Here is a 22928-nt window from a genome sequence, read left to right as displayed (position 1 = left end):
TATTGCAAATTTGTTTCCTGCTCAGAAAGTCCCGTGGCTTTAATTTATCGCGCTGATGCGGCTGGATTTATCGCGCCGCGCTTCAGCATGCGCCGCATCGGGCTCAGCAAGGACTACACCACCGTACTCGCCACACACCACCAAGACGAGTTTGGCGAGCTGTACCGGGGCTTCAACGCCATGCTGCAGGAAATTCGCGTGCGCGATGAAAAACTGAGCCAGTTGGCCACCACCGATACGCTGACCGGCCTGGCCAACCGTGGCCACGCGCTAGAGTCTCTTCAGACCATGTTGACCCGCGCCCAGCGCCTGGGGGGGGCAATGGGGGTCATGCTGCTCGATGTCGACCACTTCAAACAGGTGAACGACACCTACGGGCACCCAGCGGGCGACCAGGTACTGCGGGACATTGCGCACATCCTGCAAGCAAACGTCCGCGCGTACGACCTGGCGGCGCGGTTTGGCGGCGAGGAGTTCCTGGTGCTGTGCGAGGGGGCCGACCTGTCTGCCACGGTCGACATGGCGGAGCGCATTCGCGCAGCCGTGGCAAGCCGTGTGTACCGCTTGGCCGGTGGCCAGACGCTGCGCACCACGGTCAGCGTGGGGGTCTATGCCGGTGCGGGCTCCCACGCGACGGCAATGCAGCTGATCGAGCTGGCCGACCAGGCCTTGTACCGGGCCAAGCAGGCAGGGCGTAACCGGGTTGTGCATGCGTGACATGTGGCGGTTGTTCCGGGGATTGGCCGCAGGGGTGTGGCTGTGGGGCGCTGCGTGGCACGCACCGCTGTCTTACGCCGCCAACACCCAGCTGCAGCTCAAGGCCGTCTACCTGGGGCGCTTTGCCAGCTATGTGCAGTGGCCTCGGCAGGAGGCATCCGCGTTCGATATCACCGTGCTCGGCGCGCACCCATTGGGCGAGCAGCTGGCGGCGCTGTATGCGGACAAGCTCATCCAGGGCAAGCCGGTGCATATCCGCACCGTGGCCCGCATCGAGGACATCGGCACGCCGCAGGTGCTCTTCGTGGCCTTGCCCACCGTGGCCGCCCGTCAGGCCGCCATCGCTTATGCACAAAGCCACGGCATCCTGAGCATCGGCGATGCCAAGGGCTTCGCCGAGCAGGGTGGGATCATCCAGATCACCTTTGTTGAGCAGAACGTGCAGATCAAGATCAACTACGACGCTGCCGTGAAAACTGGGCTGCACATTGGCGCACCGCTGTTGTCCATTGCCACCGTGCTGCGGAGAAGCCAGCCATGAAGCGACTCCTGTGTCTCCTGCCCTTGTGGACTGCCTGCGCCGCCGCCCTGGCCGACCCGCCGGCCCCGAGGAATGATTGGTACGAATTGCCGCTGGATGAGCTGGTGCGCGTGCAGATTCCTCCGCAGGCTGACGTGGGTTCGCGCGACGGCACGCACAGTGCGCTCGATGCCATCGTTCCTACCGATGTCTATACCGCGGAGCAACTGCAGTCCGTGGGCCCAGGCGGGCTGGCGCAGGCGTTGGCGGCGCTCGTCCCGGGCTTCAATTACCCCCGTCCCTCCATAGCGGACGGTACGGATCATGCGCCGCCTTTCACGCTGCGCTCGCTCAACCCGGACCAGGTGCTGGTGCTGGTGAACGGTAAGCGCCTGCACCAAAGTGCCCTGCTGCACACCAATGGCACCATCGGCCGCGGCAGCTCCGGCGCGGACCTGAACACCATCCCGTTGCTGGCAGTCGAGCGGGTCGAGGTGCTGCGCGACGGCGCCGCGGCGCAGTACGGCTCCGATGCCATCGCGGGCATCATCAATATCGTGCTCAAAGGCTATGGGCATGCCAGCCAGGCCCAACTGGGCTGGGGCCGCACGACGGCTGGGGATGGCCTGCAGCGCCAGGCGGCAGTGTTTCACAGCACGCCGCTGGCGGGCGACGGCTTCATTAACCTGACGGCCGAACTGCGTGACCGGGGCGCCACGAACCGCGCCGGCCCGGATGCACTTGACGGTGGCCGCATCAACACGCACTTTGGCGATGCCGATACGCAGGACGCCGTGCTGGCATGGAGCGCCGAAGTGCCGCGCGGCGACACCAGCCTGTACGCCCATGGCCACGTCAACCGGCGCAACAGCAGTGCAGGCGCCTTTTTCCGGCGTGCTGACGACGAGCGGAACCTGCCGCAGATTTACCCGCAGGGATTCCTGCCGCGCATTGAGCCGCGGATCACGGACTTTGCTACCACGCTGGGCGCCAAGGGCACGTCGGACAGCGGGACCGAATGGGATCTGGCCTACACCGGCGGCTTCAACGACTTCCACTTCTACGTGGCGAACTCGCTCAACCGTTCCCTGGGGGTCAGTTCGCCCACGGCGTTCGACAGCGGCGCCACCTCGCTGGCCCAGCACACCATCAGCGCCGACCTGCGCCGCAACTTCGGGCCGCACACCCTCTCGGGCGGCTACGAATACCGGGTGGAGAACTACCGCATCCGCCAGGGCGAGCCAGCGTCCTGGCAGCTGGGCGCCGATTCAGCCTGGTACCCCGGCGCACAGGGCTTCGGCGGCTTCGCTCCCGAAAACGAGGCCAATGCCTGGCGCCGCAGCCACGCTCTGTACCTTGACCTGAAATACGCACTGGCACCGCAGCTGGTGCTGAACGCCGCCACACGGGCCGAGCGCTACAGCGACTTCGGCAGCACCCTCAACGGCAAGCTGGCCCTGCGCCTGCGGCCGGCGGAGCACTGGCTGCTGCGCACCAGCGTCAGCAGCGGCTTTCGCGCCCCGTCGCTGGCGCAGTCGCATTTCACCTCCACCGCCATGGTGCGCGATGGCGACGACATCCTGCAATACGGCAGCTATGGCGTCGATCACCCGGTGGCGCGTGCCTTGGGCGCCACAGACCTGAAGCCCGAAAACTCACGGCACTTCACCCTGGGGGCGGTCTGGCAGCCGACGCCCCAGCTCACCGCCAGCGTGGACGGTTTCGTCACCGACATTAGCGACCGCATCATGGCCACCGGCTACATCGCCGGGTGGAATCTGGCGCAGCTCAGCCCGCAGGCCCAGGCCATCCTGCAGCAGAACCATGTGGACGGCGCGACCTACTTCACCAACGCCGTGGGCACGCGTACGCGCGGCCTGGATCTGCGGCTGGACTACAAGCAGGAGCTACCACAGGGCCGGCGCTGGCATGTGAGCGCGGCCTTCCAGCACGCAGCCACGCGCATCACGCAGGTCAACCGCGCGCCTGCGGTGCTTGGGGTGGACATGACCGACCTGATCCTCGACCCCTATACCCGGGTGACGATGGAGTCAGGCCAGCCCCGCAGCGCCTTCAAGCTCTGGACGCAGTACAGCACGCCCCGCTATGACCTGGCATTCAACCTCAGCCGCTTCGGCAGCTACGCCAGTACCTACGGCGCTACCGAGGTGACCTTTGGCGCCCGCTGGACGCTGGACGCGCAGTTCTCCTACCACTGGAACAAGAACACCACCCTGACAGTGGGCGGCACCAACGTGCTCAATGCCCGCCCTGCCCAATGGGGTGCAACCGACGATGCACTAACGGGCGCGGGCAAAATCATCCCGTACTCGCAGTACGCGCCCTTCGGCTACAACGGCGCAGCCTACTACGTGCGCCTGGGCGTGCGGTTCTAGCGTGCCTGCTGGCACGCCTGTCGGATCACCGATTTTGAGGAAAATGGACCGCTAAGCCTTTCCATGAAAGCGCTAGCAGCTATTGAAAAAAGAGCGTTTGGTGCCGCCTTGGGCTCAGGCTGCGCCTGCGGGCAGGGGGTCTGACGCGGGCTGCGGCGGAATCGGCCGGGGCTTGCCATTGGCGTCGATGGCCACATAGGTCAGCAGTGCTTCGGTCACCTTCGCATAACGGCCTTGTGCGCCGAAGCGCTCGGCATACACCTCCACGTCCACCGTGACCGAGGTACGGCCCAGGCGCACCACGCTGGAATAGAACGACAAAATGTCGCCCACGCGCACGGGCTGCTTGAAGATGAACTCCTTCACCGCCACCGTGGCCATGCGCCCCTGCACCACGCGCGCCGGCAGCACCGCGCCGGCCAGATCGACCTGCGCCATCACCCAGCCGCCAAAGATGTCGCCGTTGGCATTCGTGTCGGCGGGCATGGGAATGACTTTCATCACCAGCTCCTTGTTGGCGGGCAATTCGGACGTGGGGCGCGCTGCGGGCTGGGACATGGGCACAATCATTGGTTCTGCTGATCTCCCGGATTTTCTCCCATGCGCCGCCAAGGCGAATACGCCCCCCCGCAAAACCCTGCTTCACCCGCCTCCTCTGCGCCGCCGCGCTCCGACGGCGCCACGCTGGCGCGCCTGCTGCCCTATCTGTGGACGTACAAGTGGCGCGTGGTCGCAGCCATCGCTTTCATGCTCGGGGCCAAGCTCGCCAACGTCAGCGTGCCGCTGCTGCTCAAGCAGCTCGTGGACACCATGGATGTGCCGCCCGGCGGCACCACCGCGCTGCTGGTGGTGCCGGTGGGCCTGCTGCTGGCCTACGGCCTGCTGCGCCTCTCGACCTCGCTGTTCACCGAGCTGCGCGAACTGGTGTTCGCCAAGGCCACGCACGGCGCGGCGCGCAGCATTGCGCTGCAGACCTTCGAGCACCTGCACTCGCTAAGCCTGCGCTTTCATCTGGAGCGCCAGACCGGCGGCATGACGCGCGACATTGAGCGCGGCGTGCGCGGCATCGAGTCGCTGGTGTCGTTCACGCTGTTCAACATCTTCGCCACGCTGATCGAGGTGGCGTTGGTGCTTGTCATCCTGGCGACGAAGTTCGACGCCTGGTTCGCCGGCATCACGCTGGCCGCGCTGGCGCTGTACATCACCTACACCGTGCTGGTGACCGAATGGCGCACGCAGTTCCGGCGCGAGGCCAACGAGTTCGACTCGGCTGCGCACACCAAGGCGGTGGACTCGCTGCTCAACTACGAGACCGTCAAATACTTCAACAACGAGCAGTTTGAGGCGCGGCGCTACGACGAGAGCCTGGAGCGGCTGCGCCGCGCACGCCTCAAGAGCCAGAGCACGCTGTCCATGCTCAACACGGGCCAGCAGCTCATCATCGCCGTCGGGCTGGTGGCGATGCTCTGGCGCGCCACGCAGGGCGTGGCCGACGGGCGCATGACGCTGGGCGATCTGGTCATGGTCAACGCCTTCATGATCCAGATCTACATCCCGCTGAACTTCCTTGGCGTGATCTACCGCGAGATCAAGCAGAGCCTGACCGACCTGGACAAGATGTTCACGCTCATGGACAAGGAGCGCGAGGTGGCCGACGCCCCTGGCGCGGTGGACCTGGCGGGGCTGGACCAGCCCACCGTGCGCTTCGAGGACGTGCACTTCGCCTACGACCCGAGCCGCCCCATCCTGCAGGGCGTGAGCTTTGACATCCCGGCCGGCAAGACGGTGGCCGTGGTCGGCCCCTCGGGCGCGGGCAAGAGCACGCTGTCGCGCCTGCTGTTTCGCTTCTACGACATCCAACAGGGGCGCGTCACCATTGCCGGGCAGGACATCCGCGCCGTGACGCAGCAGTCTCTGCGCCGCGCCATCGGCATCGTGCCCCAGGACACGGTGCTGTTCAACGACACCGTGGCCTACAACATTGCCTATGGCCGGCCCGACGCCACGCAGGCCGAGGTGGAGCAGGCAGCGCGTGCGGCACATATCCATGGTTTCATCGCCGCCACGCCCAAGGGCTACGCCACCATGGTGGGCGAGCGTGGCCTGAAGCTCTCGGGCGGCGAGAAGCAGCGCGTGGCCATCGCGCGCACGCTGCTGAAGAACCCGCCCATCCTGATCTTCGACGAGGCCACCAGTGCGCTCGACTCGGCCAACGAGCGGGCCATCCAGGCCGAATTGCGCCAGGTGGCCCAGGGCAAGACCACGCTGGTCATCGCCCACCGCCTTTCCACCGTGGTGGATGCACACGAAATCCTGGTCATGGAGGCCGGGCGCATCGTCGAACGCGGCACGCATGCGCAGCTGCTGGCGGCGGGCGGGCACTATGCGCGCATGTGGGCGCTGCAGCAGAGTGATGGTCAAAATGTGCACTAGCGCTTATGTGGTAAGCGCTGATAGCTATCAAAACTAAAGCATGGAGCGTTGAGCATGGACGTGTACGCCCTGCAGCGAGAGCTGCGTGCCTTTGCCGCTGCGCGCGACTGGCAGCCCTACCACGTTCCTAAAAACCTGGCTATGGCGCTGATGGTGGAGGCGGCGGAATTGCTGGAGCTGTTCCAGTGGCAGACGCTGGCTGAGTCACGAGCCTTGACGCGCAACGCACAGGACAAAGAGCGCGTGGCTGACGAGATTGCCGATGTGTTGCTTTACCTCCTGCAACTGGCCGATCACACCGAAGTGAACATCGAAGAGGCGGTGGTACGCAAGATGCGTAAGAACGCCGCGAAGCACCCTGCCAAGCGTCCTGCGCCCGACGTGCCAGTCGTGCAGTTGCCCGTACCGGCCAAGGTGCATTTGCTGGTTGACTGGGAGAATGTCCAGCCCACGGGTGAAGCGCTTAAGCTGCTGGTGCCGCGGGGCACCGACGTTTGGCTGTTTTATGGTCCGCACCAGAAGGTCGACGGCACCAGCCACAAACGGGTATATGGCGACAGCGTAACTCTTGTCCCGCGCTCCGGTGCGGGGAAGAATGCGCTCGACTTTCAGCTCACCTATTACGTTGGTTACATCGCGGCCCGTCAGTCGGGTGCCAGCTTTGTCGTCGTCTCCAATGATCAAGGCTACGACCCGATGCTGGAGCATGCCCGTGAATTGGGGTTCGATGCCCAGCGCTGTGAGTTCTACAAACTAACTTCACCAGCCCGGCAGACGCAGACACAGGGCGGGGTATCTGAGGACGGTTTGCCAGTGCCGACTTCGATGCAGGCCGCTGTTGCACGACCGAAGCAGGTCGCGGTCAAGAAAAAGGCGTTGCCAAAAGTGCCAGGGAAAGCTGCGGATCCTGCCAAAGCCTCGCGCCAGGATGTACAGCGGCTTACGCTTCTGCTCCAGGCCATGGGGCCTCGGGAGCGCCCAGAATGCCGGGCTGCTCTGCTGGCACTGCTTCAGACCCATTTGGGTGAAGTCAGTATGGTGTCGCCCAGGGTGACCCATGCGTTGGCGCAATTGCAGGCGCAGAAGCGCGTTGTGCTAAAAGGCGATAGGGTGAGTTATCTGCCTGACCCGATCACGTCAACACCGTTGTCCGCGGCAAAAGCAAGGGAAAATTCCGCAACCACCGGCACACTTTCACCAGCGAAGAAGACCTCCCCCCCTACAGCAGCGCAGGTAGCCTTGGCCGTTCTCGCCAGCCTGAGGAAGATGTCCAAGAACAAGCCAACGCGTCGCAAGGGTCTGTTCAATTTCATTGAAACCCATGCCATCCAGGCCGCTGACCCAAAGGCCATGGCCCAACGGGTCTGTGCATTGTTGGAGGCGCGCCGGGATGTTGTGTTCTCACCCAGCGGCGAAGGTGTGATCTACCCCAAGCTACAGGCAGAAAAAACTGCCAGCGCTTGATGTGAAGGCGCTGACAGCTATTTCTTTGCTATGGAATTTACGGTTTGCGTGCGGCGACGGCCTTCTCGGCTGCCTGCACCAGGTCGGCGCCAATCTGGTTCTTCCACTTCTCGTGCACCGGGCGGGTGGCCTTGACGAAGGCGTCGCGTTCGGCGGGGGTGAGCTGGGTAATGGTCACGCCGTTGGCAGCGATTTCCTTGAGCAGGGGCTTGTCGGCCTCGACCATGCCCTTGCGCGCGATGGCGATTTGTTCCTTGCCGGCCTCAATGGCGGCCTGGCGCACGGCCTCGCGGTCGGCGGGCGTCCAGCTGTTCCAGATGTCCTTGTTCACCACGAAGACCAGCGGGTCGTTCATGTAGCCCCACATGGTGATGTGCTTCTGCGCCACGGTGTGCAGCTTGGCCGCTTGGTACACCGAGATCGGGTTTTCCTGGCCGTCCACAGCGCCGCTGGCCATGGCGGGCTGGGCGTCGGCCCAGCTCATCTGCGTGGGGTTGGCGCCCAGGGCGGTGAAGGTGTCGAGGAACAGCGGCGAGCCCACCACGCGGATCTTCAGGCCCTTGAGGTCGGCCGGGGTCTTGATGGCGTGCTTGGAGTTGCTGATTTCGCGGTAGCCGTTCTCGCCCCAGGCCAGCGGCACCACGCCGGCCTTTTCCAGCGTGGCGAAGAGGCTCTTGCCGACCTCGCCCTGCGTCACCGCGTCCACGGCGGCGTAGTCGGGGAGCAGGAAGGGCAGCGAGAACAGGTTGAGCTGCTTGACCTGGGGCGACCAGTTGATCGTCGAGCCCACGGCCATGTCGATAACGCCCTGGCGCAGCGCGCTGAACTCGCGCGTCTGGTCGCCCTGAATCAGCGAGACGCCGGGGTAGAGCTTGATGTTGATGCGGCCCTGGGTCTTTTCCTTGACCTTGGCAGCCCAGATTTCGCCGCCCTTGCCCCAGGGGAAGGCCGTGCCGAGCACCAGCGACATGCGGTATTCGCTCTTGTAGTTCTGCGCCAGCGCAGGCGTGGCGAAGGCGAGCGCCGCAGCAGCAGCCACGGTCGAGGCGAGGAAGGTACGCAGTTTCATCGGTCAGTCTCCTTGGAAAGAAATCAGTAGCCCAGCTTGGCCGGCAGCCACAGGGCGAGTTGCGGGAAAGCGATCACGGCCACCATCACCAGGAACATGGCCAGCAGCATGGGGCCGACCCAGCGCACGGTGGACTCCATGCGCACGCCAGCGATGCGGCACGACACCATCAGGTTCACGGCCAGCGGTGGCGTGAACTGGCCCAGGGCGACCTTCAGGGTGAGGATGACGCCGAACCACACCGGGTCCCAGCCGTAGTGCTGCATGATGGGCAGCAGCAGCGGCACGAAGATCAGGAAGATGGAGATGCCGTCGAGGAACATGCCCACGGTGATGAGCAGCAGGATCAAGAGCGCCAGCACGCCGTACTCGCCCAGGCCCGAGTTCACGATGGCGTTGGCCACGGGGTCGATCACGCCCAGCGTGGACAGCGAGAACGCGAAGATGCCGGCGAGCGACACCACGATGAGAATCACGGCCGACAGCTCGCCCGCTTCGCGCAGGATGGTGAACAGGTCGCGCACCTGGATGGTGCGGTGGATCACCATGCCCACGAACAGGCCGTAGAACACGGCCACCACGGCGGCCTCGGTGGGGGTGAACCAGCCCGCGCGCATGCCGCCCAGGATCAGCACCGGTGCGGCCAGGCCCCACGAGGCTTCCTTGAGGCTGCGCCAGAACGGTGGGCGCGGCATGGCCGCCTCCAGTGCGCCCATCTTGTGGCGACGCGCCATCCACACTGCGGGCACGATCAGCGCCACGCCGGCGAGCACGCCCGGCACCATGCCGGCGGCAAACAGCGCTGGCACCGAAGCGCCGGGCACCAGCACCGAGTAGATGATGAAGGCCACCGAGGGGGGAATCAGAATGTCGGTGGCCGCCGCCGCGCCCACGACGCTGGCCGAGAAGCTGCCGGGGTAGCCCGCGCGGTTCATGGCAGCGATCATCACGCCGCCCACGGCGGCGGCATTGGCCGGGCCCGAGCCCGAGATGCCCCCCAGGAACATGGCCACGGCGATGGCCACCAGTGGCAGCATGCCCGGGCCGCGCCCGACGATGGCCACGGCGAAGTTCACCAGGCGCAGCGCCACGCCCGAGCGGTCGAAGATGGAGCCGACGAGCACGAACATCGGGATCGCCAGCAGCGGGTATTTGCCCAGCCCGGCGTAGAAGTTCTGTGGCACGGCAAGCAGGCCGAACCATTGCGCATCGGCATTGGCCAGCGCGATGCAAGCCGCGCCCGCCAGCCCCAGGGCGGCGCCGATGGGCACGCCCACAAACATCATGGCCAGGAAGGCCACGAACAACAAGGTGGCGATCATGCTTGGAAATCCCCGTGGTGGTCGGCGGGCGGGGCCTGACGGCCGCGGCGGATGAATAGGCCGATGGCGCGCCAGGTGATGAGCGCCGAGAACACCGGCAGCCACACCGAGTACCACCACTGCGGCACACCGATGCCGGGCGAGGTTTCCTCGAAGCGGAAGTCATCCCATACCACGCGCACGCTGAGCACGGCGATCACGCCAAACAGCAGCGCCACCATGAGCGCGCCGAAGCGCGCCAGCGCCTGGCGGCGGCGCGCGGAGCCGCCCTCGGCGAACCACTCGATGCGGATGTGCACGTCGCGCGCTACGGCGGCCGAGCCGGCGACGAGTGCGAGCACGATCATCAGGAACACCGAAATTTCCTCGGTCCAGGCGAATGAGGTATCGGTGAAGTAGCGCACGATCACGTTGGCGAAGGTGATCAGCGCCAGCAGCGCCATCACGATGACGGTGAGCCAGTCTTCGAGGCGCAGCGAACGCGGCTCGTCAGTGCGGGGCGCATCGTCTTGCGGCCCGGCGGGAGGAGTGGGGGACATGGGTGCAGTGAGTCGGAAAAGGCAAACAGAGCAATACGAATCTCGCTGCCCCGCAGCGTTTTGCACCTGGGGCTGGGGAAGGGGGCCGGGTAGGCGCCGCGTTGCAATTATGCGGCGTGGGCGCTGGCCTGTGGCTTTTCCGCGCCGCCATGTCCCGGGCGGATAATGCCGCGCATGGAAACCAAGTGGTTAGAGGACTTTGTCAGCCTGGCGGAAACGCGCAGTTTCAGCCGCTCGGCGCAGTTGCGCCATGTGACGCAGCCGGCGTTTTCGCGGCGCATCCAGGCGCTGGAGGCATGGGCGGGGACCGATCTGGTCGATCGCAGCTCCTACCCCACGCGGCTGACCCCCGCCGGCAAGACGCTGTACGACCAGGCTCTGGAGATGCTGCAGGGCCTGCACAACACGCGCGCCATGCTGCGTGCACACACCAGCTCGGGCAAGGACGTGGTGGCCTTCGCTGTGCCGCACACGCTGGCGTTCACGTTCTTCCCCGCGTGGGTGTCGGAGCTGCACGCGCAGTTCGGCCCATTCAAGAGCCGCCTGATCGCGCTGAACGTGCACGATGCCGTGATGCGCTTGGTCGAGGGGGGCTGCGACCTGCTGATTGCCTACCACCATCCCTCTCAGCCGATCCAGCTGGATGCCGAGCGCTACGAGATGGTGAGCCTGGGCCAGGAGGCCTTGGCGCCTTATGCCAAGCCTGACGCGCAGGGGCAGCCGCTGTACCGTCTGCCCGGGGCCGCCCAGACACCGCTGCCGTACCTAGGTTACGCAGCGGGGGCCTACCTGGGGCATTTGACCGACCTGATCCTCAAGCAGTCCGGCATTCCGATCCACCTCGACCGGGTCTATGAGACCGACATGGCCGAGGGGCTGAAGGCCATGGCCCTGGAGGGCCATGGCGTGGCCTTCCTGCCATCAAGTGCCGTGCGCAAGGAACTGGCTGCGGGCAAGCTGGTGAGCGCGGCACCCGCTGAGCTGCGGGAACCACTGCAAATGGTGATGGACGTGCGCGCCTATCGCGAGCGGCCGGTGGGCAAAGACGTGCCCCAGGGCACAGCCCAGGCGCTGTGGGCCCACCTGCAGGCGCATGGCGCCCCATGCCTAGGGTAAATACGGACATAAAAAATCTGCATAATCCGGTTTTGTAATCGGCATTGGCATTTGCCTGGGCGTGCTCGTACAGTCGGCAACCTTGCTGCGCGGCAGGGTGTGTCACATGGGCCGCCGCGCGCAGTGCATCTTGAGGGGGCGTCCAAAAGACGTGGCCCTTTGTTACAAGCAGGATCTCGGTACGGAGCCGTCACATGAAAAAGCAGCACTTGGGCATGGCATTGGGCTTCGCGCTGTGGTGCTGTAGCTCCGGTGCTGGCGCGCAGGGCGTGCTTGACCGGGTCGCTGCCGGAGGGCAGCTGGTGCTGGCGCACCGCGAGTCCTCGGTTCCGTTCTCCTACGTGCACCAGGGCAAGCCGATGGGCTATGCCGTTGACCTGTGCCTGCGGCTGGCCGAGGCCGTACGCAAGAAAACCGGCATGAAGGACATGGCCGTCGCATTCCTGCAAGTCACGCCGGAAAACCGCATGGCCATGGTCGAGCAGGGCAAGGTGGATCTGGAGTGCGGCTCCACCACCAACAATGCCGAGCGCCGCGAGAAGGTGGCGTTCACGATTCCCCATTTCATCACCGGCACACGCCTGCTGATGAAGGCGTCCAGCAAGGTCACGCGCATGGAAGACCTGGCCGGTAAGAAACTGGTGTCCACGCGCGGCACGACGGCCTACAAGGTGGCGGAGAAAGCGGCCCGCGAGCGCCTCATGGGCTTCACGCTGCTGGAGGCGCCGGACCACGCACGCGCCGTGGAGATGGTCGAGAAGGGCGAGGCCGACGCTTTCGCCATGGACGACGTGCTGCTCTACAGCCTGGCGGCCAGCCGCCCCGACCCCAAGGCGCTTAAGGTCGAGGGCCGCTTTTTGACTACCGAGGCCCTGGCCATCGCGCTGCCGAAGCAGGACGCCGCTTTCAAGAAAGTCGTGGACGAGGAAATGCGCCGCCTGATTACCAGCCGCGAGATCCTGGCCATCTATGACAAGTGGTTCATGCAGCCAATTCCCCCGCAGGGCAGGGCGCTGAATCTCCCGGTAAGCTATTTGCTACGGGACTTCTGGAAATACCCTACGGATCAGGTCCCCTTTTAGGGCTATACCTCTTATCCTGTTCCTGTTGTTTTGTGAGGCGCGGGCCGTGCGGCCAAAAACCGCAGGCCCGTGCCCCCAATCTTCCCTTCGCTTCACCCATAAGGAGTTTGTATGAAGAAGCAATTGCTGGCGGTGGCCGTCACCGCGCTGGCTGCAACGGCAGCCTTCGCCCAGGCCAACGATACCCTGGCCAAGATCAAGTCCTCGGGCGCGGTCACGCTGGGTGTGCGTGAGTCCTCGGGCCTGGGCTACACCCTGGGCAATGGCAAGTACGTTGGTTTCCACACCGAGATGGGTGAGCGCGTGCTGGCCGACATCCAGAAGCAACTGGGCCTGGCCAAGCTGGAGATCAAGTACCAGCCCGTGACGTCGCAAAACCGCATTCCGCTGGTGACCAACGGCACCGTGGACATTGAGTGCGGCTCCACCACCAACAGTGCGGCGCGCCAGAAGGAAGTGGCCTTCGCCGTGACCACCTACGTGGAAGAAGTGCGCATCGCCGTGAACGCCAAGTCCGGCATCACCGGCATCAAGGACCTGAACGGCAAGACCATCGTCACCACCACGGGCACGACCTCGGTGCAGACGCTGCGCAAGAACAAGCGCGCTGATGGCCTGACCTTCAAGGAAGTCATGGGCAAGGACCATGCCGACAGCTTCCTGATGCTGGAAACCGGTCGCGCCGACGCCTTCATCATGGACGGCTCCATCCTGGCGGCCAACATCTCCAAGTCCAAGAACCCTGCCGACTTCAAGATCGTTGGCGAAGTGCTGTCGGTTGAGCCCATCGCCTGCATGCTGCGCAAGGACGACCCGGCCTTCAAGAAGGCCGTGGACGACTCCATCAAGCGCCAGATCGCCGATGGCAGCCTGGCCAAGCTGTACGACAAGTGGTTCATGCAGCCTATTCCCCCGGCCAACGTGAAGGTCGGCCTGCCGCTGTCCGAAGCCACCAAGGAAGCCTGGGCGCACCCTAACGACAAGCCGATGGACGCTTACGAAATCAAGTAAGCGGCGTTTCCATGCTCCGCCCCTTCCGCCGCGTGGTTGGAGGGGCGTTTTTTGTTGTCACCCGCCGCATGCGGGTCATTGAAGGGATGTTCCTATGAGCTGGGAATGGCAGGTGTTCTGCCAGGACACCATTACCCAAGAGGTGGGCGCAAGCTGTTTCGGCAAGAACGGCGATATCACCTACCTCGACTGGATGCTGTCGGCCTGGGGCTGGACCGTGTCTGTCTCGCTGCTTTCGCTGCTGATCGCCCTGGTGGTCGGCGCGGTCATCGGCACGCTGCGCACGCTGCCCGACAGTCCATGGACCGTGCGCCTGGGCAATGCCTGGGTCGAGTTCTTCCGCAATATTCCGCTGCTGGTCCACATTTTCCTGTGGTACCACGTGATCCCCTCGATATTTCCGGCGATGAAGTCGCTGCCGGGCTTCGTGCTGGTGGTGTTCGCCCTGGGCTTCTTCACCTCGGCGCGTATCGCCGAGCAGGTGCGCTCCGGCATCCAGTCGCTGCCGCGTGGCCAACGCTACGCAGGCATGGCGCTGGGCTTCACCACGTTCCAGTATTACCGCTACGTGCTGCTGCCCATGGCGTTCCGCATCATCATTCCGCCGCTCACCAGCGAAACCATGAACGTGTTCAAGAACTCGTCGGTGGCCTTCGCCGTGTCCGTGGCCGAACTGACCATGTTCGCCATGCAGGCGCAGGAGGAAACGGCGCGCGGCGTCGAGGTGTACCTGGCTGTCACGGGCTTGTACGTGGTCTCGGCCTTCGCCATCAACCGCGTCATGGCGTTCATCGAGAAGCGCTCGCGCGTACCTGGCCTGATCGCTGCAGGCGGCGGGGGGCACTGACATGAACCTCAATATCGATTTTTCGTTCTACAACTGGGACCTCATCACCAACTTCGTGCTGAAGGGGCTTACCTTCAGCGTGTTGCTGACCATCGTCGCCACGCTGGGCGGCGTGTTCTTCGGCACGCTGCTGGCGCTGATGCGTCTGTCGGGCAAGAAGTGGCTCGTGGTGCCCGCCACCATCTACGTCAACGGCATGCGCTCTATCCCGCTGGTGATGGTGATCCTGTGGTTTTTCCTGCTGGTGCCGCTGATCATTGGCCGCCCCATCGGCGCGGAGAGCTCTGCCGTCATCACCTTCGTCGCGTTTGAGGCGGCCTACTTCAGCGAAATCATGCGCGCCGGCATCCAGTCGATCCCGCGCGGCCAGGTGTTTGCCGGCCAGGCCCTGGGCATGACCTACGGGCAGAACATGAAGCTGGTGATCCTGCCCCAGGCCTTCCGCAACATGCTGCCGGTGCTGCTCACGCAGACCATCATCCTGTTCCAGGACACCTCGCTGGTCTATGCCATCGGTGCCTACGACATGCTCAAGGGCTTTGAGGTAGCGGGCAAGAACTTTGGCCGCCCCATCGAGGCCTACCTGGCTGCCGCCGTGCTGTACTTCGTGATGTGCTACGCCCTGTCGTGGAGCGTCAAGCGCCTGCACAAGAAGATCGCCATCATCCGCTGATGGCGTGTGAATGAGGAATTTCAACCATGATTGAACTGAAGAACGTCTCCAAGTGGTACGGCAGCTTCCAGGTGCTCAACGACTGCTCCACCAGCATCCAGAAGGGCGAGGTGGTGGTGGTGTGCGGGCCTTCGGGCTCCGGCAAGTCCACGCTCATCAAGACCATCAACGCGCTGGAGCCGATCCAGAAGGGCGAGATCTGGGTCAACGGCACGGCCGTGCACGACCCCAAGACCGACCTGCCCAAGCTGCGCAGCCACGTCGGCATGGTGTTCCAGCACTTCGAGCTGTTCCCGCACCTGTCGGTGACCGAGAACCTGACCATCGCCCAGGTCAAGGTGCTTGGCCGCAGCCTGGACGATGCCAAGAAGCGCGGCCTGAAGATGCTGGACCGCGTGGGCCTGTCGGCGCACAAGGACAAGTTTCCCGGCCAGCTTTCGGGCGGCCAGCAGCAGCGCGTGGCGATTGCCCGCGCGCTGAGCATGGATCCGATCGTGATGCTGTTCGACGAGCCGACCTCCGCGCTCGACCCGGAAATGGTCGGCGAGGTGCTCGACGTGATGGTGGGCCTGGCCAATGAGGGCATGACCATGATGTGCGTGACCCACGAAATGGGTTTTGCCAAGCGTGTGAGCAACCGCGTGATCTTCATGGACGTGGGCGGCAAGATTCTGGAGGACTGCACGAAAGAGGAGTTCTTCGGCCATCCCGACGCGCGCCAGCCGCGTACCAAGGATTTCCTCAACAAGATCCTGCAGCACTGAGCTGCAGTGCAAAAAAGAAAGGGCGCCCAAGGCGCCCTTTCCTTTTGATGGTGCTGAATCAGCGCAGCCGGGCCAGTGCCGCGCTCGCCAGTTCGGCCATGCGCGAGAGGAATTCGGTGCCCATGGTGGCATCGAAGCGCTGCGGGTCGGGCGAACCCAGCACCAGCAGGCCGAAGGCCGGGGTGGTGCTGTCGATGGTGCCCTCGCGCAGTGGCAGCAGCGCCATCGATTGCACCACCTCGGGCTGCGGCAGCCAGGCCGTGGCCTCGAAGCCGAGGTTGGGGCCGCAGAACGGCATGGTCAGCGAGGTGGCGAAGGCGCGCGTGTCCTCGCTCACGCCGCTGGCGAACGCGGCGCTCTGGTGTTGTGGTGCCACGCCCCACACGCGCAGCGCGGCCTGGGGCACGTCAAAGCGCGCCTGGATGCCGTCGGCCGCCACCTGCGGCAGGTCGGCCGGGTCAATGGCGCGCGCCAGCGTGCAGGCCCATTCGTGGATTTTTTGGGCGATGGCGGCGTTTTCATTGCCGTGGCGCACCATGTCCATGACGCGCTGCTCCAGTCCCTTGATTTTCTCGCGCAGCAGCTCGGTCTGGCGCTCGTGCAGGCTCACGGCGCGCGCGCCGTGCGGGCTGGCGATGGTGATGCTGCCCAGCACCTCGGCATGGCGCTGGAAGAACTCCGGCGTGTTGATGAGGTACTCGGCGATGTCGGCTTCGGACAGCGGCGGTAGCGGGGCGGAAGAAGTCTTGGAAGTCATAGCAGGTCGGGGAGTTCGATCTGGCCCTCGAACACGGTGGTGGCAGGGCCGGTAAGAAAGACAGGGTCGCTGGCGCCGCCGGCCCAAGCGATGGACAGGCGCCCGCCGCGTGTGTGCACGTCCACCAGGCCGTCCAGCAGCCCCAGGCGGATGCCCGAGACCACTGCGGCGCAGGCGCCGGTGCCGCAGGCCAGCGTTTCGCCGGCGCCGCGCTCGTACACGCGCAGGCGCACCTGCGCGCGGTCGACGATCTGCAGAAAGCCCGCGTTCACCCGCGCCGGGAAGCGCGCGTGGTGCTCGATCAGCGGCCCCCAGGCCGCCACGGGGGCAGTGTCCACGTCGTCCACCAGCAGCACCGCATGGGGGTTGCCCATGGACGCGATTGCTATTGAAACATGAGCTTCTGGCGCAATCCCATCAAGCGTTAGAGGCCATTTTTCCCCTTGGTGCTGGGGCGTGGGCGTGAGGCCGCTGGCGTCAAACGGCACCTGCTCGGGCGCGAAGCGCGGCAGCCCCATGTCCACGGTCACGCGCCCGTCTGCCGTGAGGCGCGGGGCGATCACGCCGGCGCGGGTTTGCACCCGGATGCTGTCCTTGGTGGTCAGCCCCTGGTCGCGCACGAAGCGCGCAAAGCAGCGCGCGCCGTTGCCACACTGCTCCACCTCGCCGCCGTCGGCGTTGTGGATGACGTACTCGAAGTCGATGCCCTCGGCCGCCGCCTGCGGGGCGGGGGCGCGCACGCTCAGGATCTGGTCGGCACCGACACCGAAGTGGCGGTCTGCCAGAAAGCGGTACTGCGCGGGCGACAGGCCCAAACGGCCCTGGGTTTCGTCAAGCACGATGAAGTCGTTGCCCGCGCCCTGCATCTTGGTGAAACGGATCTGCATGATGGGCGCCCATTATCCGCGCAGAGAATGGTTTATCGTGCCGCCTTCGCCCCTGGTCGGCGTCACCCGAGGAAACCTGTGAAGTTCTGGAGCCATTTCCACCATCCCCACCTGGGCGCGCTGCTGCTGCGCACCACGTTGGCGCTGCTGCTGCTGCTGCACGGCTGGGCCAAGATCCGCTACGGCGTGGGCTGGATCGAGGGCCTGCTGGTGCAGCGCGGCCTGCCCGGCTTTCTGGCCTACGCGGTCTATCTGGGCGAGGTGGTGGCGCCGCTGATGCTGCTGGTCGGCTTCTGGGTGGTGCCCGCCGCCGCCGTGGTCGTGGTCAACATGGTCGTGGCGCTGGTGTTGGCGCACCAGGGCGACTGGCTGGCGCTGAACCGCACCGGCGGCTGGGCGCTTGAGCTGCAGGCCTTTTACCTGGTCAGCGCCCTGGTGGTGGTGCTGACTGCCCGTTCTGGAAAGTGAGCCACGCCATGGCCCGTACCAACCAATACCTGCACCCCGCGCGCCAGCCCGCCCGGCCGCTGGAAGCCGCCACCGTGCTGCTGCTGCGCGACGGGGCCGACGGCGCGCTCGAAGTGCTCATGACGCGCCGCAGCGCCCAGGCCAGCTTCGCCCCCGGCGCCTACGTGTTCCCTGGTGGTGGCATCGACGCGCAAGACAGCGCCGCCCATGCCCTGGCCGACCGCCGCCCGGCGCAGGGCGAGCGGCAACTGACCGAAGCCATCGCCGCCATCCGCGAGAGCTTCGAGGAGCTGGGCATTCTGCTGGCGCGCCACGCCGATGGCCGCTGGGCCGATGCGGCCGACATCGCCGCGCTCGACCGCCGTGGCCCTTTCGCCGCGCAGGTGGCCGCGCGCGGTCTGCGCCTGGCGGCCGACGCGGTGTACCTGCTGGCCCACTGGACGGCCGACCGCGACCTGCCCAAGCGCTTCGCCGTGCCCTTCCTGGTGGCGCGCATGCCGCCCGGCCAGGAACCCGTGGCCGACGAGGCCGAGCAGTTCGAGCCCGTGTGGGTGCGCCCGGCCGATGCGCTGGCGCGCCACGCCGCCGGCCAGTTCTTCATGATCTACCCCACTATCCGCACGCTGGAGCGCCTGGCGGCGTACGCCGACACCGCCGCGCTGCTGGCCGCCGTGGCGGGCGAGGCGCCGCTGTGGGTGAGCTGCCCGCGCGCCGGCCTGCGCCATGGCAAAGAGTCGCGCCACATGGAGCACGAGCCCGAGTTTGGCGAGCTGGCCATGGTCTGCCCCGACGGGCAGATCGTGCACCCGCTGGAGTGGCAGAACGAGCGCCCCGTGGCGCTGCGCAAGAACCTGCAGCGCCTCACCGCCCCCAACCCCGGCGTGATGACCGGCCCCGGCACCAACAGCTACCTGGTGGGCGACCCGGCCACGGGCTACATCGCCATCGACCCCGGCCCCGAGGACCTGGAGCACCTGCAGCGCCTGTGGCGCGCCGCGGGCGGCGACATCCGCATGATCGTGTGTACGCACTCGCACGCCGACCACTCGCCCGGCGCCTGGCCGCTGCAGCAGCTGTGCGTGCAGGCCGGGCGGGCCGCGCCGCCCATCCTGGGCCTGCCCTCGGCTCCTACGGCGCGCGCCGCGGCCCAGTTCACGCCCGAGCGGGTGCTACAAGATGGAGAGCTGCTCACGCTTTCTGGCAAAGGGCTGGAGGGCGAAATCACCCATACCCTGCAGGTGGTGCACACGCCCGGCCACGCGGCCAACCACCTGTGCCTGCTGCTGATTGAGGACGCGTTGCTGTTCTCGGGCGACCACATCCTCAACGGCAGCACCACGGTGATCGACCCGCCCGACGGCAATATGGCGGATTACCTGGATTCGCTCGACCGGCTCGACGCGCTGTGCGCTGCGCACGGCGTGGAGTTCATCCTGCCCGCGCACGGCTACGTGCTGGGCACGGCACGCGCCACCATCGCGCAGCTCAAGGCCCACCGCCTGGCACGCGAGGCCAAAGTCATCGCCGCCATGCAGGCGCTGCCCGAGGGCACAGTGGAGCAGTGGGTGGAACACGCCTACGCCGACGTGCCGCCGCGCCTGTGGCCGGTGGCGCAGCGCTCGCTGCTGGCGCACGTGGAACGCATCCGCATGCTGGAGCCCGGCAATGACTGATACCGGCGAACGTTTGGCCAAGCGCCTGGCGGCGCAGCTGCCGTGCTCGCGCCGCGAGGCCGAGCTGTACATCGAGGGCGGCTGGGTGCAGGTCGATGGCGTGGTGGTCGAAGCCCCGGGCGCGCGCGTGGCCCCGGGCCAGCAGGTCGTTCTGGCGCCGGGCGCGCTGGCGCACGACCTGCCGCCCGTCACGCTGCTGTTGCACAAGCCCGCAGGGCTGGACGTCGAGGGCGCGCTGGCGTTGCTGGCACCCGCCCACCGGCATGAGTCCGGCGGCCCGCCGGTGCGCGTGCTGCAGCGGCATTTTCGCCAGCTTGAATGTGTAGCGCCGCTGCCTGCCGAAGCCGGCGGCTTGGTGGTCTACACGCAAGACCGGCGCGTGGCGCGCCACTTTGCTGAAGGTGCCGCCACGCTGGAGCACGAGTGCCTGGCCGAAGTGACCGGCAGCATCGCCCCCGGCGGCTTGCAGCGCCTGTGCCATGGCTTAGCCCTGGACGGGCAGGCGCTGCCCCCTATCAAGGTGAGCTGGCAGAGCGAGCGCCGCCTGCGCTTCGCCCTCAAGGGCGTGCACCCCGGCCAGGTGGGCGCCATGTGCGCCGCCGTGGGGCTGGCGCTGACGGCGTTGCAGCGCATCCGCATCGGCCGCCTGCCGCTGGCCAAGCTGCCGGCGGGGCAATGGCGCTACGCGCTGCCGTGGGAGCGGTTCTAGGTTGCGCTAAGCGCTCCTAAAAAGAGAGCTTCTGGTGCTTTCTGGATGGGCGCTAGAGGGCTTTTTCTTATAAAAATCCAAAAACACACCACGGCTACGCAAGCCGCAGAGGGAGGAGAAAACCATGCCACGTTCCACACCACCCGGGGCTGACCGGATGTACGCCTCGTTCGCATCGCAAGACATCGAGCCGCACCCCTTGCGCTTCACTGGCGGCGGGGCCGAGTTCCTGCGCGTGTGGCTCGTCAACGTGCTGCTCACCATCGTCACGCTGGGCTTCTACACCCCCTGGGCGCGGCGGCGCACGGCGCAGTATTTCTTTGGCCACACGCTGGTGGCGGGCAGCCCGCTGGAGTTCACGGCGCAGCAGAAGCGCATGGTGGTGGGCTTTCTGGTGGTGGTGCTGCTCACGCTGGCCTACAAGCTGGCGGCCAGCACCGGGCAGGACGTGGCCGTGGGGCTGTTTATCCTGGCCGGGGCGGTGCTGGCGCCGCTGATCTGGAGCAGCGCCATGCGCTTTCGCCTGGGCAACACGCGCTGGCGCGGCCTGCGGCTGCAATTCACAGCCAGCTGGCCCGAGGTCTACCGCGCCAGCTGGCCTGTGTTCGCGCTGGCGCTGGTGTGGCTGGCCGTGTTCTTTGGGCTGCAGGCGCTGGCGCCCACGCCGCTGGAGGGCGCTGCGGCGGGCCGCAAGCTGCCGCAAGTCAGCGCCCCCATGGTGGCGCTGGTGGTGCTGGGGCTGGTGCTCACGGTGTTGTGCCTGATCCGTATCGACTTCAACTACCGCAGCCTGCTGGTGCTGCGCGCCAGCCTGGGCACCGAGCTGGGGCGCTGGAAGCCGGTGTACATGGATTTCGTCTGGCTCTGGCTGGCCACGGTGGGGGTGTTCCTGGCGTCGATCCTGGTGCTGTCGCTGCTGCTGGCGGGGCTGGTGGGCGGCTCGTTCGCCATGGTCAAGGCGCTGGGCCAGGGCCAGCCCGGGGTGGGCATGGTGCTGTTCCTGATCGCTGCCTTCGTGGCGCTGCTGTTCCTGCTCTTTCTGGCCACGGCGCCCGCGCGCGCCTACCGGGAGGCCGCGCTGTTTCGCCTGACCTGGAACAACATCGGCGTGAGCCGCATCGCGCGCTTCAAATGCGATCTGCGCGTGGGGCGCTACGTGCTGCTGCGCCTGCGCAACATGCTGCTCACCCTGGTCACGCTGGGGCTGTTCCGCCCGTTCGCCGTGGTGAGCGAATACCGCATGAAGCTGGAATCGGTCACCCTGCACATCAAGGGCGGGGTGGACCAGGTGGCCGGCACGCTGGCGCGCCAGCAGACCGGCGGCATCGGCGACGCGCTGGCCGACGCCGCGGGGCTGGAGCTGATCGTCTGATGTCCGCTCCTGGCGACACCCCGGCCGCCGCCGCGCTGGTGCCTGCGCGCTGGTTCGATGGGCGCAGCAGCCAGGCGCGTGCCGTGCTCGTGGGGCTGCACCCGGCGTCCGGCGGGCCGTCGCTGAGCGTGCACCCGGTCGCGGCACCGGGGGGCGAGGCACTGCACCTGTCCTGGCGCGAGGTGGGGTGGCCCGAGGCCTGGAGCGCCCGCCGTCCGCAGCAGCGCGTGGTGGTCGACCTGCACGCCCACGGCAGCCTGGAGATCGACGCCGTGGCCGCATGGCACAGCGCCCTGGCCGCCGCGGGCGACCGGCCGCGCCTGGCGCAGCGCATGCAAACGCGCTGGGGCATCTTCCTGGCCATGCTGCTGGTTGGCATGCTCGGCCTGGCGCTTTTCTACCGCTACGGCACCCCCTGGCTGGCGACACAGCTTGCGCGCTGGGTGCCGCTGGGCTGGGAAACGGCGCTGGCCAACCACGGCCTGGCGCAAATGGATGACGGCATGCTCAAGCCCAGCGCGCTGCCGCGTGCGCGGCAGGAGGCCCTGCGCGCGCGCTTTCAGGGGCTGACCCAGACCCTGGCCATGGCGCCCGCGCTGCAGCGCTACCCCGGCTATGCACCCCAGTGGTCGCTGGCGTTTCGCCGCGGCATGGGCGCCAACGCCTTCGCCCTGCCGGGCGGCACGGTGGTGCTGACCGACGAGATCGTGCAGGTGGCCGAGCGCCAGGGGCTGGGCGACGAGGCGCTGGTGGGCGTGCTGGCGCACGAGATCGGCCATGTGGCCTACCGCCACACCACGCGCATGCTGGTGCAGCAGGGCGTGCTGCAGATGGGGCTGGAGCTGGCGCTGGGCGATGTTTCGGGCCTGTTGTCCTCGGGCAGCGCTTTGCTCACCGCCATGTCGTACAGCCGCGCACATGAGCGCGAGGCCGATTGCTTCGCCCTGGGGCTGATGCACCGTGCCGCGCTGCCCACCGCACCCATGGGCGACCTGCTGCTGGCTATGGTGCAGGACGCGCGTTCGGGCGGCAAGGACCCGCAGCCCGGCAAGGCCACGGAGCCCGGGCAGGACGAGGCGCACCCCATCTGGTCACTGCTGAGCAGCCAC

22 protein-coding genes and 1 pseudogene are annotated in these 22928 nt (G+C 66.4%); 17 read left to right on the top strand and 6 right to left on the bottom strand.

The features are described from left to right. Positions 1-33 precede the first annotated feature (33 nt). From BN2503_RS15045 to BN2503_RS15035, 3 genes are read left to right on the top strand one after another with little or no spacing between them, the layout of a single operon-like run. The gene (locus BN2503_RS15045; protein WP_139235416.1) at positions 34-717 is read left to right on the top strand and encodes a GGDEF domain-containing protein; all 684 of its coding nucleotides are present in this window, start codon (positions 34-36) and stop codon (positions 715-717) included. Further along, complete coding sequence (locus BN2503_RS15040; protein ID WP_082366629.1) at positions 710-1258, top strand: YfiR family protein; 549 nt, start codon at positions 710-712, stop codon at positions 1256-1258. The genes BN2503_RS15045 and BN2503_RS15040 overlap by 8 nt, the downstream gene beginning before the upstream one ends. Beyond that, a complete protein-coding gene (locus BN2503_RS15035) occupies positions 1255-3633 on the top strand; it encodes a TonB-dependent receptor plug domain-containing protein (protein ID WP_082366628.1) in 2379 nt (792 codons plus the stop codon). Before BN2503_RS15040 ends, BN2503_RS15035 begins: the two co-directional genes overlap by 4 nt. A 114-nt stretch (positions 3634-3747) precedes the next feature. Here BN2503_RS15035 and BN2503_RS15030 read toward each other — a convergent pair whose 3' ends face one another. Continuing rightward, positions 3748-4191 (bottom strand): acyl-CoA thioesterase, encoded by a 444-nt coding sequence (locus BN2503_RS15030; protein WP_054257470.1) that lies wholly within the window; start codon positions 4189-4191, stop codon positions 3748-3750. A gap of 42 nt (positions 4192-4233) precedes the next feature. Between BN2503_RS15030 and BN2503_RS15025 the strand changes: the two genes are divergently transcribed. The 3 genes and pseudogenes from BN2503_RS15025 (at position 4234) to BN2503_RS19525 (ending at position 7530) form a co-directional block, all read left to right on the top strand. After that, entirely contained in the window at positions 4234-6066 is a 1833-nt protein-coding gene (locus BN2503_RS15025; protein ID WP_054257460.1) for an ABCB family ABC transporter ATP-binding protein/permease, read from the top strand. Positions 6067-6120: 54 nt separating this feature from the next. Then, a pseudogene (locus tag BN2503_RS21035) lies at positions 6121-6426 on the top strand (nucleotide pyrophosphohydrolase); the annotation flags it as partial. Continuing rightward, entirely contained in the window at positions 6400-7530 is a 1131-nt protein-coding gene (locus BN2503_RS19525; RefSeq protein ID WP_233495095.1) for a PIN domain-containing protein, read from the top strand. The pseudogene BN2503_RS21035 and the gene BN2503_RS19525, both read left to right, overlap by 27 nt. Before the next feature lie 37 nt (positions 7531-7567). Here the strand turns inward: BN2503_RS19525 and BN2503_RS15015 are convergent, their stop codons facing one another. The 3 genes from BN2503_RS15015 to BN2503_RS15005 are packed head-to-tail and all read right to left on the bottom strand — an operon-like array spanning position 7568 to position 10460. Then, positions 7568-8599: a DctP family TRAP transporter solute-binding subunit gene (locus BN2503_RS15015; RefSeq protein ID WP_054257459.1), complete on the bottom strand. Its 1032-nt coding sequence runs from the start codon at positions 8597-8599 to the stop codon at positions 7568-7570. A gap of 23 nt (positions 8600-8622) precedes the next feature. Continuing rightward, the gene (locus tag BN2503_RS15010; RefSeq protein ID WP_054257458.1) at positions 8623-9921 is read right to left on the bottom strand and encodes a TRAP transporter large permease; all 1299 of its coding nucleotides are present in this window, start codon (positions 9919-9921) and stop codon (positions 8623-8625) included. Continuing rightward, positions 9918-10460: a TRAP transporter small permease gene (locus BN2503_RS15005; protein WP_054257457.1), complete on the bottom strand. Its 543-nt coding sequence runs from the start codon at positions 10458-10460 to the stop codon at positions 9918-9920. The genes BN2503_RS15010 and BN2503_RS15005 overlap by 4 nt, the downstream gene beginning before the upstream one ends. Positions 10461-10634: 174 nt before the next feature. Between BN2503_RS15005 and BN2503_RS15000 the strand changes: the two genes are divergently transcribed. The 6 genes from BN2503_RS15000 (at position 10635) to BN2503_RS14975 (ending at position 15953) form a co-directional block, all read left to right on the top strand. After that, positions 10635-11576, top strand: a complete 942-nt coding sequence (locus BN2503_RS15000; protein ID WP_054257469.1) for a LysR substrate-binding domain-containing protein — start codon at positions 10635-10637, stop codon at positions 11574-11576. A 194-nt stretch (positions 11577-11770) separates the two neighbouring features. Next, positions 11771-12658 carry an amino acid ABC transporter substrate-binding protein gene (locus tag BN2503_RS14995; RefSeq protein WP_054257456.1) on the top strand — a complete coding sequence of 296 codons (888 nt, stop codon included), beginning with the start codon at positions 11771-11773 and terminating at the stop codon, positions 12656-12658. Between the two features lie 111 nt (positions 12659-12769). Continuing rightward, entirely contained in the window at positions 12770-13669 is a 900-nt protein-coding gene (locus tag BN2503_RS14990; protein ID WP_054257455.1) for an amino acid ABC transporter substrate-binding protein, read from the top strand. 94 nt (positions 13670-13763) lie between these two features. Then, positions 13764-14516: an amino acid ABC transporter permease gene (locus BN2503_RS14985; protein ID WP_054257454.1), complete on the top strand. Its 753-nt coding sequence runs from the start codon at positions 13764-13766 to the stop codon at positions 14514-14516. Between the two features lies 1 nt (position 14517). After that, a complete protein-coding gene (locus BN2503_RS14980; protein WP_054257453.1) occupies positions 14518-15189 on the top strand; it encodes an amino acid ABC transporter permease in 672 nt (223 codons plus the stop codon). Between the two features lie 26 nt (positions 15190-15215). Further along, positions 15216-15953, top strand: a complete 738-nt coding sequence (locus BN2503_RS14975; RefSeq protein ID WP_054257452.1) for an amino acid ABC transporter ATP-binding protein — start codon at positions 15216-15218, stop codon at positions 15951-15953. 58 nt (positions 15954-16011) lie between these two features. Here the strand turns inward: BN2503_RS14975 and BN2503_RS14970 are convergent, their stop codons facing one another. Next, positions 16012-16710, bottom strand: a complete 699-nt coding sequence (locus BN2503_RS14970; protein ID WP_054257451.1) for a DUF484 family protein — start codon at positions 16708-16710, stop codon at positions 16012-16014. After that, complete coding sequence (gene dapF, locus BN2503_RS14965; RefSeq protein WP_054257450.1) at positions 16707-17597, bottom strand: diaminopimelate epimerase; 891 nt, start codon at positions 17595-17597, stop codon at positions 16707-16709. The genes BN2503_RS14970 and dapF overlap by 4 nt, the downstream gene beginning before the upstream one ends. A 78-nt stretch (positions 17598-17675) precedes the next feature. Between dapF and BN2503_RS14960 the strand changes: the two genes are divergently transcribed. The 5 genes from BN2503_RS14960 to BN2503_RS14940 all read left to right on the top strand — a co-directional run. Next, positions 17676-18065, top strand: a complete 390-nt coding sequence (locus BN2503_RS14960) for a DoxX family membrane protein (protein ID WP_054257449.1) — start codon at positions 17676-17678, stop codon at positions 18063-18065. Between the two features lie 8 nt (positions 18066-18073). Continuing rightward, a complete protein-coding gene (locus tag BN2503_RS14955; RefSeq protein ID WP_054257448.1) occupies positions 18074-19738 on the top strand; it encodes an MBL fold metallo-hydrolase in 1665 nt (554 codons plus the stop codon). Next, positions 19731-20447, top strand: a complete 717-nt coding sequence (locus BN2503_RS14950) for an RNA pseudouridine synthase (RefSeq protein WP_054257447.1) — start codon at positions 19731-19733, stop codon at positions 20445-20447. The genes BN2503_RS14955 and BN2503_RS14950 overlap by 8 nt, the downstream gene beginning before the upstream one ends. A gap of 124 nt (positions 20448-20571) precedes the next feature. Beyond that, positions 20572-21819 (top strand): YjgN family protein, encoded by a 1248-nt coding sequence (locus BN2503_RS14945; protein ID WP_054257446.1) that lies wholly within the window; start codon positions 20572-20574, stop codon positions 21817-21819. Further along, positions 21819-22928: M48 family metallopeptidase (locus tag BN2503_RS14940; RefSeq protein WP_054257445.1), on the top strand; the 1110-nt coding region annotated here is incomplete at its 3' end. The genes BN2503_RS14945 and BN2503_RS14940, both read left to right, overlap by 1 nt.

This window comes from Paenacidovorax caeni (assembly GCF_001298675.1).
Classification (GTDB): Bacteria; Pseudomonadota; Gammaproteobacteria; order Burkholderiales; family Burkholderiaceae_C; genus Paenacidovorax; species Paenacidovorax caeni.
Note: the sequence above shows the minus strand (reverse complement) of the source record. Positions and strands in the feature narration are given on the sequence as shown.